This is a genomic window from Desulfovibrio sp. TomC (assembly GCF_000801335.2).
Taxonomy (GTDB): Bacteria; Desulfobacterota; Desulfovibrionia; order Desulfovibrionales; family Desulfovibrionaceae; genus Solidesulfovibrio.
In genome coordinates, this window is sequence record NZ_JSEH01000007.1 from 34,777 (window position 1) to 51,345 (window position 16,569).

At 62.9% G+C, this 16,569-nt stretch carries 17 protein-coding genes and 1 tRNA gene; 13 read left to right on the forward strand and 5 right to left on the reverse strand.

The features are described from left to right. Nucleotides 1-8 precede the first annotated feature (8 nt). Entirely contained in the window at nt 9-515 is a 507-nt protein-coding gene (locus tag NY78_RS08140; protein WP_043634206.1) for a hypothetical protein, read from the reverse strand. 230 nt (nt 516-745) lie between these two features. Here NY78_RS08140 and NY78_RS08145 point away from each other — a divergent pair, with 230 nt between their 5' ends. The 5 genes from NY78_RS08145 (at nt 746) to NY78_RS08165 (ending at nt 6,437) form a co-directional block, all read left to right on the forward strand. After that, on the forward strand, nt 746-1,291 hold the full coding sequence (locus NY78_RS08145; protein WP_043634209.1) for a chemotaxis protein CheW: 546 nt from the start codon (nt 746-748) through the stop codon (nt 1,289-1,291). 124 nt (nt 1,292-1,415) lie between these two features. After that, nucleotides 1,416-3,509 carry a HAMP domain-containing methyl-accepting chemotaxis protein gene (locus NY78_RS08150; protein WP_043634212.1) on the forward strand — a complete coding sequence of 698 codons (2,094 nt, stop codon included), beginning with the start codon at nt 1,416-1,418 and terminating at the stop codon, nt 3,507-3,509. Nucleotides 3,510-3,562: 53 nt separating this feature from the next. After that, the gene (locus NY78_RS08155; protein ID WP_043634214.1) at nt 3,563-5,728 is read left to right on the forward strand and encodes a chemotaxis protein CheA; all 2,166 of its coding nucleotides are present in this window, start codon (nt 3,563-3,565) and stop codon (nt 5,726-5,728) included. A 21-nt stretch (nt 5,729-5,749) separates the two neighbouring features. After that, nucleotides 5,750-6,082 carry an STAS domain-containing protein gene (locus tag NY78_RS08160; protein ID WP_043634217.1) on the forward strand — a complete coding sequence of 111 codons (333 nt, stop codon included), beginning with the start codon at nt 5,750-5,752 and terminating at the stop codon, nt 6,080-6,082. Next, the gene (locus tag NY78_RS08165; protein ID WP_043634220.1) at nt 6,075-6,437 is read left to right on the forward strand and encodes a response regulator; all 363 of its coding nucleotides are present in this window, start codon (nt 6,075-6,077) and stop codon (nt 6,435-6,437) included. Before NY78_RS08160 ends, NY78_RS08165 begins: the two co-directional genes overlap by 8 nt. A 135-nt stretch (nt 6,438-6,572) precedes the next feature. Here NY78_RS08165 and NY78_RS08170 read toward each other — a convergent pair. After that, nucleotides 6,573-6,648, reverse strand: a tRNA-His gene (locus tag NY78_RS08170). Between the two features lie 154 nt (nt 6,649-6,802). Between NY78_RS08170 and murA the strand changes: the two genes are divergently transcribed. From murA to NY78_RS08185, 3 genes are all read left to right on the forward strand, one after another. Then, nucleotides 6,803-8,053: a UDP-N-acetylglucosamine 1-carboxyvinyltransferase gene (gene murA, locus NY78_RS08175; RefSeq protein ID WP_043634223.1), complete on the forward strand. Its 1,251-nt coding sequence runs from the start codon at nt 6,803-6,805 to the stop codon at nt 8,051-8,053. 20 nt (nt 8,054-8,073) lie between these two features. Then, nucleotides 8,074-8,460 carry a hypothetical protein gene (locus NY78_RS08180; RefSeq protein ID WP_043634226.1) on the forward strand — a complete coding sequence of 129 codons (387 nt, stop codon included), beginning with the start codon at nt 8,074-8,076 and terminating at the stop codon, nt 8,458-8,460. Between the two features lie 244 nt (nt 8,461-8,704). Then, entirely contained in the window at nt 8,705-9,508 is an 804-nt protein-coding gene (locus NY78_RS08185; RefSeq protein ID WP_043634228.1) for a 2-amino-3,7-dideoxy-D-threo-hept-6-ulosonate synthase, read from the forward strand. Between the two features lie 211 nt (nt 9,509-9,719). On the opposite strand, the gene bioD is transcribed toward NY78_RS08185, so the two are convergent. Together bioD and bioA are read right to left on the reverse strand one after the other, a co-directional pair. Further along, entirely contained in the window at nt 9,720-10,316 is a 597-nt protein-coding gene (gene bioD, locus NY78_RS08190; protein WP_043634231.1) for a dethiobiotin synthase, read from the reverse strand. Further along, complete coding sequence (gene bioA / locus NY78_RS08195; protein ID WP_231583848.1) at nt 10,313-11,656, reverse strand: adenosylmethionine--8-amino-7-oxononanoate transaminase; 1,344 nt, start codon at nt 11,654-11,656, stop codon at nt 10,313-10,315. Before bioA ends, bioD begins: the two co-directional genes overlap by 4 nt. On the opposite strand from bioA, the gene bioF reads away from it, so the two are divergent. The 3 genes from bioF to NY78_RS08210 are packed head-to-tail and all read left to right on the forward strand — an operon-like array spanning nt 11,655 to nt 14,202. Further along, nucleotides 11,655-12,833: an 8-amino-7-oxononanoate synthase gene (bioF, locus tag NY78_RS08200; protein WP_043634235.1), complete on the forward strand. Its 1,179-nt coding sequence runs from the start codon at nt 11,655-11,657 to the stop codon at nt 12,831-12,833. The two genes, bioA and bioF, sit on opposite strands and share 2 nt — an antisense overlap. After that, the gene (locus tag NY78_RS08205; protein ID WP_043634237.1) at nt 12,830-13,432 is read left to right on the forward strand and encodes an alpha/beta fold hydrolase; all 603 of its coding nucleotides are present in this window, start codon (nt 12,830-12,832) and stop codon (nt 13,430-13,432) included. The genes bioF and NY78_RS08205 overlap by 4 nt, the downstream gene beginning before the upstream one ends. Further along, nucleotides 13,432-14,202, forward strand: a complete 771-nt coding sequence (locus tag NY78_RS08210) for a methyltransferase domain-containing protein (protein ID WP_043634559.1) — start codon at nt 13,432-13,434, stop codon at nt 14,200-14,202. Before NY78_RS08205 ends, NY78_RS08210 begins: the two co-directional genes overlap by 1 nt. Here NY78_RS08210 and NY78_RS08215 read toward each other — a convergent pair. Further along, a complete protein-coding gene (locus tag NY78_RS08215; protein ID WP_043634239.1) occupies nt 14,177-14,626 on the reverse strand; it encodes a hypothetical protein in 450 nt (149 codons plus the stop codon). The genes NY78_RS08210 and NY78_RS08215 overlap by 26 nt on opposite strands. 140 nt (nt 14,627-14,766) lie before the next feature. On the opposite strand from NY78_RS08215, the gene NY78_RS08220 reads away from it, so the two are divergent. Further along, nucleotides 14,767-16,185: a sigma-54-dependent transcriptional regulator gene (locus tag NY78_RS08220; protein WP_043634241.1), complete on the forward strand. Its 1,419-nt coding sequence runs from the start codon at nt 14,767-14,769 to the stop codon at nt 16,183-16,185. A 36-nt stretch (nt 16,186-16,221) separates the two neighbouring features. Continuing rightward, a complete protein-coding gene (gene cutA / locus NY78_RS08225) occupies nt 16,222-16,557 on the forward strand; it encodes a divalent-cation tolerance protein CutA (RefSeq protein ID WP_043634244.1) in 336 nt (111 codons plus the stop codon). Nucleotides 16,558-16,569 lie beyond the last annotated feature (12 nt).

The window sequence follows — 16,569 nt, forward strand, 5'->3', positions numbered from 1 at the left end:
CGCGATTATCATGCCTCAGGGGAGGCCGCAGCCTCGGCCGGAGCGTCTCCGGCGTCGGCTTCGGCCGACTTGTCTCGTCGTTTTGGTCGTTTGCCGGACTGGATCAGGACAGCAAGCTTTTCAGCGGCCTTGTCGGTTTCCTCCGCCTTGCCCAGATAATGCATCTCGCCGCGCGGCGAGATCCAGTGCCAACCGGCCGGCTTGACCAACTCGTTGGCCCCGTGGCGCTGGAGATATTCCAGGGCCTTGGCGGCATCCAGTTCCCGGGCGCAGGTGGCCAACATGTCTTCGGCATCAAAAACCGAAGCGGCATGGCGAAAAATCTCAAAAGCACCGTGCACCACATCAAAAGGAGAAAAATCAGCCTTCCGACGCCGTCCCGACAGAACAGCCTCCAGGGTATTTAAATCGTTGCGCAGGGCTTTCAGTTCCTTAAGCGCGGCTTCACGGGCCTGATCACGCCGATCTTCCAGTGTTTTGCCGACAGCGGCCGCAGTGGCGTTTTTCGGGGGCATGGCTTCCTCGCTCGTTTCCGCCAGCCTAGAAGAAAATCGCGGGAAAGTGGAGTACAAAGAAACGGGGTCGCCCTACATTTTGACCAACAGGCAGTATGGTGCCAATATGGCCCCAGACGTGTGAAATACGAATAAAGGCGTTGTCTTTGTCGCAAATTACCTGTATCGAACCAACTAGATAGCATTCATAACAAATCACACCACGGAGCAGGAACCAAAGGGAGCATCATATGGCCCAGGACGCCCAATACGGCAGCCAGCGCTTTCTCACGTTGACCCTCGGGGACGAGCTCTTCGCCATCGACATCTTCTCGGTCCGGGAAATTCTCGACTATACGGATATCACCCGTATCCCCCAGACCCCGGAATACATGCGCGGAGTGGTCAATGTGCGCGGCAGCGCCGTTCCTGTCGTCGATTTACGGATGAAATTCGGTTTGGGACAGGTTGAACGCACGCTCAACACGCGCATTGTCATCGTGGAAATCAAGAAGGACGACACCCTGTCGGTCATGGGCGCCCTGGCCGATTCGGTCAAGGAAGTCCTGGAACTGGAAACCGACCGCATTGATCCGCCGCCGCGCATGGGAGCCGCAGTCCGGGCCGATTTCATCCGAGGCATCGGCAAACATGGCGAGCGGTTTCTACTGGTCCTTGACGTCGACAAGGTCTTCTCCAGCGACGAGGTCCAGGATCTGTCCCGCATGATGGGGGATGCAACGCAGCCACCCCCAGAAGCGACGCCAACCGGATCGGACGAAGATTTTTTCCGGTAGCATTCCCGCCGGCCCGTGCCAGCGAGGCCCAATCGGCGACATCGCCAATGGACGCCAGCCTTGCTGGGTACGCTTGCCCCAATGGATGAGACTCTCGTTTACAACACGAACCTGGAAGTGCGTGATGTTTCGAAATCGTGGTCTTGCCTTCAAACTTGGATCGGGATTCGCCCTGCTGATTGTCTTCAGCATCACTATATCCGTCATTTCCTATCTGAGCCTTGGGGATATGCTGTCACGCGTTGACAAAACGGACACCGTCAACACCATCAGCGACGGCGTTACCAATGCCCGGCTGGATATGCTTTACTTCGTCAACTACAAAGATGCGTCCAAGCTCGACAGTTTTCGCAAACATCTTGGAAATGCCCGGGAGAGCGCCCAAACTCTCAAGCGATCTCTGAAAGATCCGAAAAATATCGAACGCATGGAAAACTTTGTAGCGGCGGCTACTGCCTATGAGACCGGACTTTCACGCTATCTTGAGAGTGAAAAGAATCGAGAGGAAACGTTGAAGGTCGTTGTCGAATCCGCCAACTCCCTGCAAAAAGTCACTGAAGAACTTATCAACCGGCTGAGCGAACAGCAAAAAAAGACTTCTGATTCCGGCAGTGAGAATATAAACCGGCTCGGGAGCCTTCGCAGCAAGCTCGATGCCATTGAGCAACAGTTTCTGCGCGCCCGGATCGAGGTGCTGTATTATCTGTGGCGCGGCGACAAGACGCGCATGGACGCCGCCCACTCCATCCTTGACAAGCTCGTGGCCGTCTCCCGCGAAACATCTCCCCTGCTGACCACCGCCGAAGATCGGACCCTCATGGCCGAACTGGTATCCAAAGCCGAGGCCTACAAAAACCGGATGGACGGTTTTGTCCAGGCGGCGGATGCCCAGGCGGCCGTGGTCAAGGACATGGCTGCCGCTGCCGACAAGGCCGGCAAGATGGCTGACGAAGCCGTGGAATCCCAAAAAGCCAGCATGGCCGACGAAGCCCGCCTGGCCAATCTGGAAAGCCTCGGCGTTTCGGCCGCAGCTGTGCTGCTTGGCATCCTGTTCGCCGTCCTCATCACCCGGGGCATCCTGCGTGGCATCCGTGGCGCCATCACCGTGGCCGAGGCCGTCTCCCACGGCGATCTCGACGTGGACGTGGTCATCGACAGCCGCGACGAAATCGGCACGCTGCTTGCCGCCATGGAGCGCATGATTGCGGCCGAACGCATGGCCGCCGCCGTGGCCGGCAGCCTGGCCGACGGCGACCTGAGCGTTGCCGTCACGCCCCGGTCGGACAAAGACGTTTTGTTGCGTAGTATGCTTGAAATGATTGAACGCCTGCGCGACGTGGTGGGTGAGGTGCAATCCGGAGCCGAAAATGTCGCCTCGGGCAGCGAGGAAATGAGCGCCTCGGCTGAGTCGCTTTCCCAGGGGGCCACCGAACAGGCCTCGGCCGTGGAAGAATCCTCCTCAGCCATGGAAGAAATGGCCTCCAGCATCAGCCAGAACGCCGACAACGCCAGCCAGACCGAATCCATCGCCATCAAGGCTGCCGGCGACGCCCGTGAATCCGGCCAGGCCGTGACCCAGGCCGTGGCCGCCATGAAGGAAATCGCCGGCAAGATCTCGATTATCGAGGAAATCGCCCGGCAAACCGACCTGCTGGCCTTAAATGCCGCGGTGGAAGCGGCCCGGGCCGGCGAACACGGCCGGGGTTTTGCCGTGGTTGCCGCCGAAGTCCGCAAACTGGCCGAACGCAGTCAGGCGGCGGCCTCGGAAATCACCCAACTGTCGCGCTCCTCCACCAGCGTGGCCGAACGGGCCGGGGAGCTGCTTGGCAAACTCGTCCCGGACATCCAGCGCACCGCCGATCTCGTCCAGGAAATAAACGCCGCCAGCCAGGAACAATCCACCGGCTCATCCCAGGTCAACAAGGCCCTGCAGCAACTCGATCAAGTCATCCAGCAAAATGCCTCGGCCTCCGAGGAACTGGCCTCCACTTCCGAGGAGCTCTCCGCCCAGGCCGAACAACTCCAAGCCAGCATCTCCTATTTCCGCCTCGACAACACGGCACGCCCGACCTCGCTCCGTCCCAAGGCCGTAACAGGCCCCAAACGCGCCAAGCCGGCCCCGGCGCGCCCCACCGCGAGGCCTTCGGGACAAAAAACCAAGGCTGCCGCCCTATCCATCGACATGGAGGGTGAAGATGAGCAGTTTGAGCGCTTTTAAAACACCGGACCATAACGCCGCAGTGGCGACAGCGGACGTCATGGAGGCAGCCCATGTCGGATTTTGATCCGTCCATTGGACTTTATGTCGAGGAGACCCGGGAACTGCTGGGCGAACTTGAGCGCGGTCTGCTTGAACTGGAAACCAGTCCCGGCGATGCGGAACGGCTGGACGCCTGCTTTCGGGCCATGCACACCATCAAGGGCGGCGGCGCGATGTTCGGTTTCGACGAAATATCCCGCTTCACCCACGATGTCGAAACCGTCCTGGACCGGGTGCGCTCCGGCGAACTGCCCATGACCAAAGAGCTTTTGACCCTGACTCTGGAGGCCAAGGACCATATTCTGTCCCTGCTCGAAGCGCCCAGGGACAGCGCGGGGACGGAGTTGCGCGCAGCCTCCGATGCCCTGCTCGCCTCCTTTGCCGCCTACCTGCCTGCCGGCAGCCACGCAGCCGAAGCTGCCGAAGCTGCCAAAACCGCCCAGCATGTTCACCTGCCGAGCGAAACCGATATCTATGCCTGTCCGTCCCTATCCGGCCCCCCCGGCATCTACTGGGTGCGGCTTCGCCCTGCGCCGGCCATGTTGCATACCGGCAACGATCCTGTTCGTCTGCTGGCAGAAATGGACACCATGGGCCTGATACGCGTCCTACGTCACGGTCCCATCCCTGGCCTCGACGAAGCCGACTACGACCCCGAGGCCGTTTATGGCGTTTTCGACCTGCTTGTATGTACCCCCTGCAGCAGCGAAAGCCTGCGGGATGTCTTCATCTTCGTGGAAGGCGATTCCGATGTCTCCATCCACCGCGTATACACCGGCACCCTTCGCAGCAGCGACCTTGACGAACTGTTGGCAACGCTCATCGGTCAGGATGCAACCGACAGCGACACGGTCCGCCGCCACCTGGAGGCCGCTTTTGCCGCCAAGGCAGCAGTTATCGAAACCGCTAAGCTCAAAGCCCAGACGCAAAATATCCAGCACGACCCGGGCAAACCCGCTCCTGCGCGACAGCCTGCAGCGGCCGCTGCGGCCACCTTGCGCGTGGACGCCGGCCGGCTGGACAGTCTGGTGAGCATGGTCGGTGAACTGGTCATCCTGCAATCCCGTTTGCGGCAGGCCGCCAAGGCCCGGGACCTGACCACCGTGACCGAGGTGGATGAGGATCTTGAGCGCCTGACCGACAACCTGCGTGATGTGGCCCTGGGCCTTCGCATGCTGCCCATCGGCTCGGTGTTCAGCCAGTTCACCCGGCTGACCCGCGATCTGGCCGAGAGTCTCGGCAAGGACGTGGAATTCGTGGCCCATGGCGGCGAAACCGAGTTGGACAAGACTGTGATTGACCGCATCAAGGACCCGCTCGTCCATCTGCTGCGCAACAGTCTTGACCATGGCCTGGAGCCGCCCGCCGACCGGGAGGCTGCCGGCAAGACCCGGCGTGGACGCATTACTCTCTCGGCCGCGCACTCGGCCGGCAATGTGGTCATCACCATTGCCGACGACGGGCACGGCATTGATCCGGCGATCGTGCGCCGCAAGGCCATCGAGCGCGGGCTGATCGCCGCGGACGCCGAACCCACGGAAAAAGAACTCCTCGACTGTATCTTCATGCCGGGCTTTTCCACCGCCGCCACAGTGTCCGACGTGTCCGGCCGGGGCGTGGGCATGGATGTGGTCAAACGCAACATCGAGGCCCTTCGCGGCACCGTCGAACTCGACAGCGTTCTGGGCAAAGGGACCACCGTTACCATCCGGCTGCCCCTGACCCTGGCCATCATCGACGGCTTCAACGTCATGGTGGGCGGCGATTCCTTCATCGTCCCCCTGGTCAACCTGCGGGGCTTCCAGGAACGGTTCGTGGCCAATGCGGTGCGCACGGTGGAAACCCTGGAACGTATGGGTGAAATGGTGCCGGTGGTCAGCCTGCGCCGGCTGTTTGCCGTTCCCGGTGAGCAACCAGGTTACGAACGGGTGGTCATGACCGAGACCGAAGGCGAGATGGTGGGGTTTTGCGTGGATCGGGTCATCGGCCGGCAACAGGCCGTCATCAAGAGCCTGGACGACTGCTACCGCCATCTCAAGTGGATTTCCGGCACAACCATCAATGGGGACGGCAGCATCTCGCTTATCCTCGATGTCCCCCAACTCGTCCGATTCGTGCGCGCTCGTGAAGAGAGCCGCTTGCATGGAAGCGAACCCTTTCGTACACTCCCGCAGTAGGCGGGTTTTCGAGGAGTGGCCATGGAACTGACCCAACGCACGGACGGCACAAGGCTCGTCCTTGGCATTGCCGGAAAATGCAGTGTGGAACACGCTGCCGCCCTGCGAGACGCCCTGCTGGCAGCACTGGCCACGGCCCCAAACCTGGCCCTTGATATTTCTGCAGTCGAAGAAGCTGACATCACCTTCCTGCAACTGCTGCTGTCCACGGCGATCACCCTGGAACAAAACGGCGGCGTCCTGACCCGCCACGGCCCCGTATCCCAGGCAGCCCTAGCAGCCGCCCGGGTCTCAGGATTCATGCAAACGCCCCAACTCACAAACTTTTTTTCCGATGAGGGACGAAATGGCTAAGCGTATCATGACTGTGGATGATTCGGCCAGCGTCAGGCAAATGGTGGCCTTTACGCTGAAAAAGGAAGGCTACGACGTCATCGAAGCTTGTGACGGCAAAGATGCCTTATCCAAACTCACCGGCACCATTGACATGGTCCTCACCGACCTCAATATGCCCAATCTTGACGGCATCGGTCTGATCAAGGGCATTCGGGCTCAGGCTGCCTACAAATTTATCCCGGTCGTCATGCTGACCACCGAATCCCAGGCCGGCAAGAAGGCCGAAGGGAAATCCGCCGGAGCAACCGGTTGGATCGTCAAACCATTCACCCCGGACCAGCTCCTGGCCGTGGTCAAGAAAGTGCTGCGCTAACCCGCGTCCGCCCGAAACCATGGCCCCGGCTCGTCCGGGGCTTTTTTATGTGCCCCTGATTATCCCTTCTGTCCGTCAGCCATGCCGAAACAAAAAGGCCCGGCGGTTAACCGGGCCTTTTTCAAGGAAAATTACTGGGGTGACTGATGGGGCTCGAACCCACGACAACCAGGGCCACAACCTGGGACTCTACCAACTGAGCTACAGCCACCACTGACGAAGAAGGAGGTATTTAACCAGCAGCCGGTTCATTGTCAACAGGTTTTTCCCTCACTTGCCCAAAAGGGCCGGCCGCGCTATCGTTGCTTGGCAAGCGACCCCGCCGTTTCTTGCCACTCCTACCCAAACCAGCTAAGGATCGTTTTATGGATAAACTGCTCATCCGGGGCGGCAAGCCCCTTCATGGTCCCATCCGGGTCAGCGGCTCGAAAAACGCCGCCCTGCCCATCCTCCTTGCCGCGCCGCTGCTCACCAAGCAGGCTGTGGTCCACAATGTGCCCCGCCTGCGCGACATCCATACCACCCTCAAACTCAACGACATCCTCGGCTGTCCCTCCACCTTCGAGGGCAATACCGTCACCATGGAACCGTCCACGACGTTAAATCCGGAGGCCCCCTACGATCTGGTGCGCACCATGCGCGCCTCGGTGCTCGTCCTTGGTCCGCTTCTGGCCCGCACCGGCCACGCCCGGGTCGCCCTGCCCGGCGGCTGCGCCATTGGCGCCCGGCCGGTCAACCTGCACCTGACCGCCCTGGAAAAGATGGGAGCCACCTTCACCCTGGAGGCCGGCTATATCGAAGGCCGTTGCGACGGCCTGACCGGGGCGGATATCATTTTCGACTTCCCGACCGTCGGCGGCACGGAAAACCTGCTCATGGCCGCCAGTCTGGCCCAGGGCACAACGGTCCTGGAAAATGCCGCCCGTGAGCCGGAAGTGGCTGATCTGGCCGATTTCCTTAACGCCATGGGGGCCAGGATCACCGGGCACGGCACCTCGGTCATCACCATTGAGGGCGTTCCAAGCCTTGGCGGCGGCGTCTACAGCGTCATGCCCGATCGCATCGAAGCCGCCACCTACATGATCGCGGCAGCCATCACCGATGGCGAACTGCGCCTGGAGTGCTGCCCGTTTATGGAACTCGACGCCGTGGTCTCCAAGCTTAGGGAGATGGGCGTTGCCATCGAGGCCACCAATGCCGGCGTGGTGGTGCGCCGCCGCGAACAGCTCATTGGCGTGGATGTGGCAACCCAGCCCTATCCCGGTTTTCCCACCGACGTACAGGCGCAGATCATGTCGCTTATGTGCGTGGCCATGGGGTCCAGCTCCATCCGCGAAACCATTTTCGAAAACCGCTTCATGCATGTCCAGGAACTGGTCCGCCTGGGCGCGCAGGTCCGCACCTCCTCCCAGACCGCCTTTATCCGGGGAGCCAAGGGCCTCACCGGCGCGCCGGTCATGGCCTCCGATCTGCGGGCCAGCGCCTCGCTGGTCCTGGCTGGTCTGGCCGCCCAGGGCGAGACGCTCATTCAGCGCGTGTACCATCTGGATCGGGGCTATGAGGCCATGGAAGTGAAACTTCGTAACGTCGGGGCGGATATCGAGCGCATTGCCTGACATCCGCCACGGAGGTCGCCATGCCGTCAGTTTTTCGTGCCTTGGTTGTTATCGCCTGCCTGGCTCTGGCCGGGCCGGCCCAGGCCTACGGCCTTTTCTCCTGTGTGGACGCCGCCGGCCATGAGGTCTGCGTCATCGACACCGGAACGGCCACCGACATCGTGCCCAGCCAGCTCTGCAACGCCTCCTGCCCGCCTTGCGCCGGCCGCTGCGATGCGGCCAGGCGTTACGAGGGCCAGGCCGGACACTGGCAGAAAGGCTGGCAGGTGGCCCCGGGCATTGACGGCAACAACCGCATGGTTCCCGGGGCAGGTCCCCAGGAAGATGCCCGGACCATCCTGAACGAAGGGCTGGTTGCGCCCCAGTCGCCGCCGGTGCTGCCGCCGTCGGGCTACACCGGCTCTTGACGGGCCGCCCGGTTTGCGCTTAGATTCGGCCCATGCAGACTCGTCAGACCGCCACGCGCCTCGCTTTTTTCGGACCGTATTATTATTACGGCCTTCGCGCTCGCGGCTTGGCGGGTGGTGGGGCCAGATAGGGCCACACCGCAAAACTCCGCCGACAAGGGCCGCGGGCAACATGCCCGGCGGCCCTTTTTCATAAGCGCTGCCGGGTCCCGGCTCCAGGCGACAACCGCCAGGGAGAACCACCATGACCATCGGCAAATCCATCCGTCTTGAGCGCATCATCAACCGCGACACCGGCCGGACCATCATCGTGCCACTCGATCACGGCGTCACCGTCGGTCCCATCGCGGGCATCGCCGACATGCGCGAGACCGTGACCAACATTGTGGCCGGCGGAGCCAATGCCGTGCTCATGCACAAGGGCGTTGTGCGCTGCGGCCACCGGGCGCGCGGCCGCGACGTCGGGCTGATCATCCATCTCTCAGCCAGCACCAGCCTGTCCCCCTTCCCCAACGCCAAGACCCTGGTGTGCACGGTGGAAGAAGGCATGCGCCTGGGGGCCGACGCCGTCTCGGTCCACGTCAATCTCGGCGACGCCACCGAGGCCCGCATGCTTGACGACATGGGTCGGGTCACCGAGGCGGCCGTGTCCTGGGGCATTCCGGTGCTGGCCATGATGTACGCCCGGGGGCCGAAGATTTCCAACGAGTTCGACGCCGACGTGGTGGCCCACTGCGCCCGGGTGGGCAACGAGCTTGGGGCCGACATCGTCAAAGTGCCCTACACCGGCGACCCGGACAGCTTTGCCAAGGTGGTGGCCGGCTGCTGCGTGCCGGTGGTCATTGCCGGCGGTCCCAAGACCGACACCACCCGCGGCTTCCTGACCATGATCGCCGACAGCGTCATGGCCGGCGGCTCCGGCCTGTCTGTTGGCCGCAACATCTTCCAGGACCCGGACCCGGCCAAACTGCTGGCGGCGGTGACGGCCATTGTGCACGAAGGGAAAAGCGTCGATGCGGCGATGGAGATGCTCGGGCGGGGGGAATAAGACGATTCCGGGGGCCTGTGCCATCTGGTCCCAGGCCCCCGGATTTCACATTGCGGCTTTTGCAACAAAGTACGGACCCGGCCTCTCCCCGTCTTGTCTTCTCCAACTTCAGTTCACCGACTGGGCAGTACACCCGGTCAAATCAAACGCACCCCAGGTGGGATTCCAAAGGGGTCACCCCTTTGGCCGCCGGAGGCTTCTTTCCCTCCCACTACATAAATGCCGCGTCAAACCGATACATCGTCTGGCTCGTATAATGCTCGGCAATGACTGCCGCGTTGCGGTCGGCCTCGCGGGCGTTGGCTGCGAAATGGTCGTTTAGGGCGATGGCCGACAGCGCCAGCTTGTGGCGCTTGGCGAAATGGCCGTAGACGATGGCGTCGGACAGGCAGCCCAGGCGGTTGGGCACGACCAGGATCACTTCCAGGCCCAGTTCCAGGGCGAAATGATAGTTGTAGCGCCGCTGGCCCAGGGGCACGGCCAGCCCGCCGGCGCTTTCGACCAGCACCGCGTCGCGGTCCGCGCTTAAGGCCTCGATCCGGCCCACGCATTCGGCAAAGGGAAACGGGTCAAAGACGAAACACGGCGAGGCCGGTTCGGCGGCCGTGTAGAGTGTCACCGCGTCTGCGGCAGTAAGTCCCGCCTGCTTGGCCACAAAGGCTGCGTCATCATCCTCGGGAAACCCGGTGGCCACGGGTTTGATGTAGCGCACCGTCTGGCCCTCGGCTGTGAGCTTTTGGGCGAAAAGGGCCGAAAAATACGATTTGCCGATGCCGGTTCCAGTTCCGGTAATGAAATAGCGCGTCATCCGAGCACCGCCTCGACCGCATCGAACGCGATGTCGGTCAGCTTGTCGATTTCTTCCAGAGTAATCACATACGGCGGCATGAAATAGATCATATCGCCGAGATTTCGCAACCAAGCCCCGCGCTTGATGGCCTCGCGGTAGATGCGAAAGCCGGTGCGCTCCCGCCCGTCAAAAGCCGTGCCTTTTTCCGGGTCGGCGGCCAGGGAGACGGCCGTGATCCAGCCGGTGGACCGGATGTCGGACACGTGGCGATGTCCGGCAAAACGCTCGCGCACGGCCGCCTGCAAATGGGCGATCTTGGGCTTGTTGGCCGCGATCACGTCGTCTTCCTCAAAAATGCGCAGGGTCTCGCAGGCGGCGGCGCAGGCCAGCGGATTGCCCGTATAGCTGTGACTGTGCAGGAAGGCCTTGTCCTCGGCGTAGTCGTGGTAAAAGGCGTCAAAGACTGCGTCGGTGGTCAAAACGCACGACAGCGGCAGCGTGCCACTGGTGATGCCCTTGGACAGGCACAGGAAATCCGGCGACACGTCGGCCTGCTCGCAGGCGAACATGGTGCCGGTGCGACCAAAGCCCACGGCGATCTCGTCGGCAATCAGATGGCAGCCGGCGGCCGTGGCCGCCCGACGCAGCCTGGACAGGTAGGCCGGCGGGTGCATGTGGAAATTGCCGGCGCACTGCACCAGCGGTTCGATGATGATCCCGGAGAGTACCTCGGCGTTGGCTTCGATGGCCGCCTGCATGGGACCAAAACACTCGGCCTGGCAAGTCTGGCGGGTTTTGCCGCAGGGACAGGCATGGCACACCGGCCCGGCCACCTCGATTTGCGGCACAACCAGCGGGGCAAAGGGCGCGGCATAGAGCGCATCGCCGCACACGCCCAAGGCCCCGGCCGTCTCGCCGTGGTAGCCGTTGGTGAGGTAGATAAACCGGCACTTCTCCGGATGGCCCAGGTTGCGCCAGGAGGCGTGGCTCATTTTGAGCGCCGCTTCCACGGCGCAAGAGCCGTTGTCGGCAAAAAAGACCCGGGAAAGTCCGGCCGGGACCACGGCCAAAAGGCGCGTGGCCAGTTCTTCGGCCGGGCCGTGGGTGCAGCCGGCGAAAATGACATGCTCGAGACGAGCCAGTTGCTCACCCACCGCCCGGGTGATGCGGGGATTGGCATGACCAAAGAGGTTGACCCACCACGAGGAAATGGCGTCGATATAGGCCCGGCCCTCCCGGTCATAGAGGTAAATCCCTTGACCCCGGTCGATAAAGACGGGAGGATAATTCTCGTGGTCCTTCATCTGGGTGCAGGGATGCCAGATCCGCATGGCCTCCTTCCCGACAACGTGAGACATGAGCACATCCTTTTTCGGTAAATATATCGTCCCCGAAGCAGCCACGCTTCGCAACTCGGACAGCTATCGGACCATCCCGCCAGTCGATGACGGTGCGGCCCGGGAAGTCCTCTATTCGGGCACCCGGCTGTTAAATCTCGCCTCCAACAACTACCTGGGGCTTTCCAGCCACCCCGAACTCATTGAAGCCTCGGCCAAGGGACTGGCCCGTCACGGCTGCTCGTCCGGGGCCTCGCGGCTGATCACCGGCAACTTCGCCCTGGCCGAAACCCTGGAAGCGGAACTGGCCACCTTCAAATACCAGGAAGCGGCCCTGGTCACCGGCAGCGGCTATGCCGCCAATCTGGCCGTTTTCTCTGCCCTGGCCGACCGCCGCACCGCGGTATTCTCCGACCGCCTCAACCATGCCAGCATCGTCGACGGCATCCTGCTGTCCGGGGCGCGGATGGTGCGCTACCGCCACCTGGACATGGACCACCTGGAGCGGTTGCTGCAACGTGAGGCCCTGGTCGAAAAAAAGATCATCGTCACCGACACGGTGTTCAGCATGGACGGCGACGTGGCCCCCTTAGCGCGATTGGTCGAGCTTGGCAAAGCCCACGGGGCGCTCATCGTGGTGGACGAGGCCCACGCCATGGGGGTGCTGGGTCGGGGGCGTGGACTGGCGGCGGCCCTGGGGTTGTCCGACGATGTGGACGTCCATGTGGGGACGCTCTCCAAGGCGCTGGGGTCTCTTGGCGGCTATGTGGCCGCCCGGATCGAGACCATCGAACTTCTTCGCAACCGGGGCCGCTCGTTCATTTTTTCCACGGCCCTGCCGCCGGCCGTACTGGCCGCCTCCCTGGCCGCCCTGCGCCACATCAAGTCCAACCACGGCCTGGGCGCGCGGCTTATGCGCCTGTCCAAGGAAGTGCGCGACCACTTAATCAGCCTGGGCTTTGACACCATGGGCTCCACCACCCAGATCATTCCCGTGGCCTGCGGCCGAAACCGGGTGGCCCTGCATGCCCAGGCCTTGCTGCGCGGCGAAGGATTGCTGGTCGCCGCCGTGCGTCCGCCAACCGTTCCCCAGGGCTCGGCCCGGCTTCGCCTGTCGCTTCGGGCCGATCTGACCGACGACGACCTCAAACGCATCCGCCTCGGTTTTTCCAGGCTCCGGGTTTCCTTTTTCCCATGACCGACACGCTGTTTTGTTCCGGCTTTGCCGGTCCCGAGACGCTTTTTCCCGGCCTCTCGGGGCGCTGGCGCTTTGCCGCGCCGTTTCTCGATGGCGACGAGGCGGCCATCGTGGCCTTTTTGCGCGCCTCCCCGGGCCGCGTTCTCGGCGGCTGGTCCACCGGGGCGCACATCATCCTCAAGCACGCCCCCGAACTATTGCCGCGCTTTGAACGGGTGGTGCTTCTCTCCCCGTTCCTGCGCTTTGCCGACTGTTTCCCGCCGCGCCTGACCCGGGCCATGGCCGCTGGCCTGGCGAGAGCCCCCGAAGAGACCGTGCGCGGCTTTTGGACAAACTGCGGCATCAAAGGCTCCCCAGCCTGGAATCCGGCCTGGGCCGCACCACTCGCCGCTGCCCTAAACTATCTGCTGAGTTCCGAGGCCAACCCCACACCCGTGGCCGCCGGCCATGTCATCGTCGTCTCGGGCGAAACCGACCGCATCGTGCGCCCGGCCGCCGTGGACAACGTCCTGGCCGCCCTGCCCGGGGCGACGCACGTGGTCCATCCCGGCGGCCATTTCCCTGCGGTTGCCCTGCTGGCGAGCCTGCTGTGGCCCTGATGTCTGCCGATATCCGTCGCCGTTTCGACCGGGCCGGGGCCAGCTACGAGGCCGCCGCCGTTGTCCAGGCCCGGGTGGCCGAGGGTCTGGCCGGGCTGTGCCCCGAGCGCCTGACCGGCCGGGTGCTGGAGATCGGAACCGGCAGCGGCCTGCTCACCCGCCTGCTCGCCCCGCGGCTGGCTGCCGGCGGTCTGTACGTAGCCCTTGACCTGTCGCCCGGGATGCTCAGCCATGCCGCCCTGCCGGCAGATGTGGGCCGGCTGGCCGCCAATGGCGAGGCCGTCCCCTTTGCCCCGGGGACGTTTGATTTCCTGGCCTCGGCCTCGGCCATGCACTGGTACGCCGATCCGGCCGCCTCGATTGCGGCCAATGTGCGGCTCTTGCGGCCCGGCGGCGGCTTTGCCCTGGCCGTGTACGTGGCCGGAACGCTGGGAGAGCTGGAAGAGGCGTCGCGGGCCACGGGCTTTGGCTCGGTCTATCCCATGCGCCCGGCGTCGTATTACCGGGACATGCTCAAAAGCCTGCCCGGCGTGGTCTGGCAGATGGAGGAGACGCGCCACACGGTTGTCCACGACAGCGTGCGGGCACTCTTAAAAAGCCTCAAGGGTGCTGGCGTGACCCACACGGCCGGCCGGCGCGCGGCCAGTCCGGGGCGGTATCGGGAGTTCGTGCGGTATTATGAGGCGCACTTTGGTGCGGATGGGGGCGTGGCGGCGAACTACCACGTGGCCGTGGTGACCGGCTCTAGGCCAGCAGCCCCCGTTTGTTGAGTCGCCAGGAGTAGAAGACCACCAGCCCAAGCATCCCAATGCCAAGGGCCTGGGCAAGTAGCCCGGTCGGGCTGGTCACCGCCGCCGGGTCGGTCTTAAACCAGACCACGGCGGTGGAAAAGAGATTGAGGGCAAAGGCCAGGGCCAGCACGTTGACCGCTTGCTTGCGCAGGGAAAATAAGAGCGTCACGCCGACCAGGGTGATCCCGGCGTTGGCGTAGCCGATGACCCGATCCATGGCTGTGAATTTCGCCAGATAGGCCTGCTGCTCCGGGGCCATGTCCACGCCGCCGGCCGAGACAAAAAACATGGCCACGATCACCTGCACACAGCTTATCAAATAGAATAAAAAGATGATCCAGACCAGAATGGGACGCTTGCGCACTGGGGCCGCATCGGTCCGGGTCGGGGTCGCGTCGGTCATGGCCGCCTCCTTGCTTGCCCGGCCACTGTATGAATCGACCGAGCCTGCGTCAAATACCGCCGGACCAAAATCCGGCCCTGTCTCGACAAAACCCTCGCTACACTTTACAGCTTTGACGTTTGCTGCAACAGGGAGGGGGCATGGCGAAGATTTTAGTCATCGACGACGACACGCATATCCGTGAGGTATGCAAACTGGTCATCGAAAGCATGGGCCATGAGGTGACCACCCAGCCAACCCTGGCCAAAGGCCTTGATGCCCTGGACCATGAATTTTACGACGTCCTCTATCTCGACGTTGATCTGCCCGACGGCAACGGACTCATTGCCATCCCCAAAATCACCGAACGTGAACGCGCCCCGGAAGTCATCATTTTCACCGGCGCGAGCTACCCCAACGGCGCGGAACTGGCCATTAAAAACGGGGCCTGGGACTACATCGAAAAGCCGGCCACGGCCGAGTCCATGACCCTGCCGCTCATTCGCGCCCTGCAGTACCGCAAGGAGAAATTCGCCCACCGCCCGCCCACGGTGGCGCTCAAACGCGAAGGCATCATCGGCAACAGCCCGCGCGTGGCCAGCTGCCTCGATCTGGTGGCCCAGGCCGCCAATTCCGACGCCAACACGCTCATTACCGGCGAAACCGGCACCGGCAAGGAACTCTTTGCCCGGGCCATCCACGACAACAGCGAACGCGCCGAGGGGCCGTTTGTCGTGGTCGACTGCTCCAGCCTGACCGAAACACTCATCGAATCCGTACTCTTTGGCCACGCCAAGGGAGCCTTTACCGGGGCGGAGAAAAAGCAGGAAGGCCTGATCAAGCAGGCGGACAAGGGCACGCTTTTTCTCGATGAAGTGGGCGAGTTGCCCATTTCCCAGCAAAAGGCCTTTTTGCGCGTGCTCCAGGAGCACCGCTTCCGGCCGGTCGGAGCCAAGGAAGAAGAGACCAGCGATTTCCGGCTGGTGGCCGCCACCAACAAGGACCTCGAAACCTTGGTGGCTGCCGGCGACTTCCGAAACGACCTGCTCTTTCGCCTGCGCACCATGCACTTGAATATCCCGGCCCTGCGCTATCGCGGCGAGGACATCCGGGAGCTGGCCATTTACTACATGAATGCCTTCTGCAAGAAGTACAAGGTGCCGCTCAAGGGCTTTTCTCCGGAATTCCTGGACAGCCTGGAAGAATACGACTGGCCGGGCAATGTGCGCGAACTGGTCAATCTCATGGAAAATATCATCGTGCGCGCCCAGTACGAGCCAACGCTGTATCCCAAGCACCTGCCCCCTGAAATCCGCATCCGCATCATGAGCGGCCGGCGTCAGGAAGGGATCACCGCCCAGGACAACGAGTTGCTCCCGGTCCAGGAACAGGGCGGAGCCGGCCCGGAACTGGTGCTGACTCCCTTTGACGATTACAAAAGGGACGTGGAGCACCGCTATTTCAAACTGCTCATGCAGACCGCCGGCGGCGACATCCACAAGGCCTGCGAACTGTCGGAACTTGGCAAGCAGAGCCTGTACCGCTACCTGCGCATCCACGGCATCCCGACCCGGGCCTAAGTCCGGCCGCGCTGCGCCAACGTCCCCGGAGTCGTTATGGCTGTCGTCCTCGCCTATGTCACCACCGAGTCCGTCGAGCAGGCCGAGCGCATCGGCCGTGCCCTGGTGGCCGAACGTCTGGCCGCCTGCGCCAACATCCTGCCCGGGATGCGCTCCATCTACCGCTGGAAGGGGACGGTGGAGACGGCCGAAGAGACCGTGCTCATTGCCAAGACCCGCGATACCCTGGCCGAGGCCCTGACCGCACGGGTCCGTGAGCTCCACTCCTACGAAGTCCCCTGCATCGTCATCCTGCCCATCACCGGCGGGCTGCCCGATTTTCTGCGCTGGATCGACGACGAGACAGCCCCCAGCGACAACCCAACCGCATGAAGGAGACGCCAC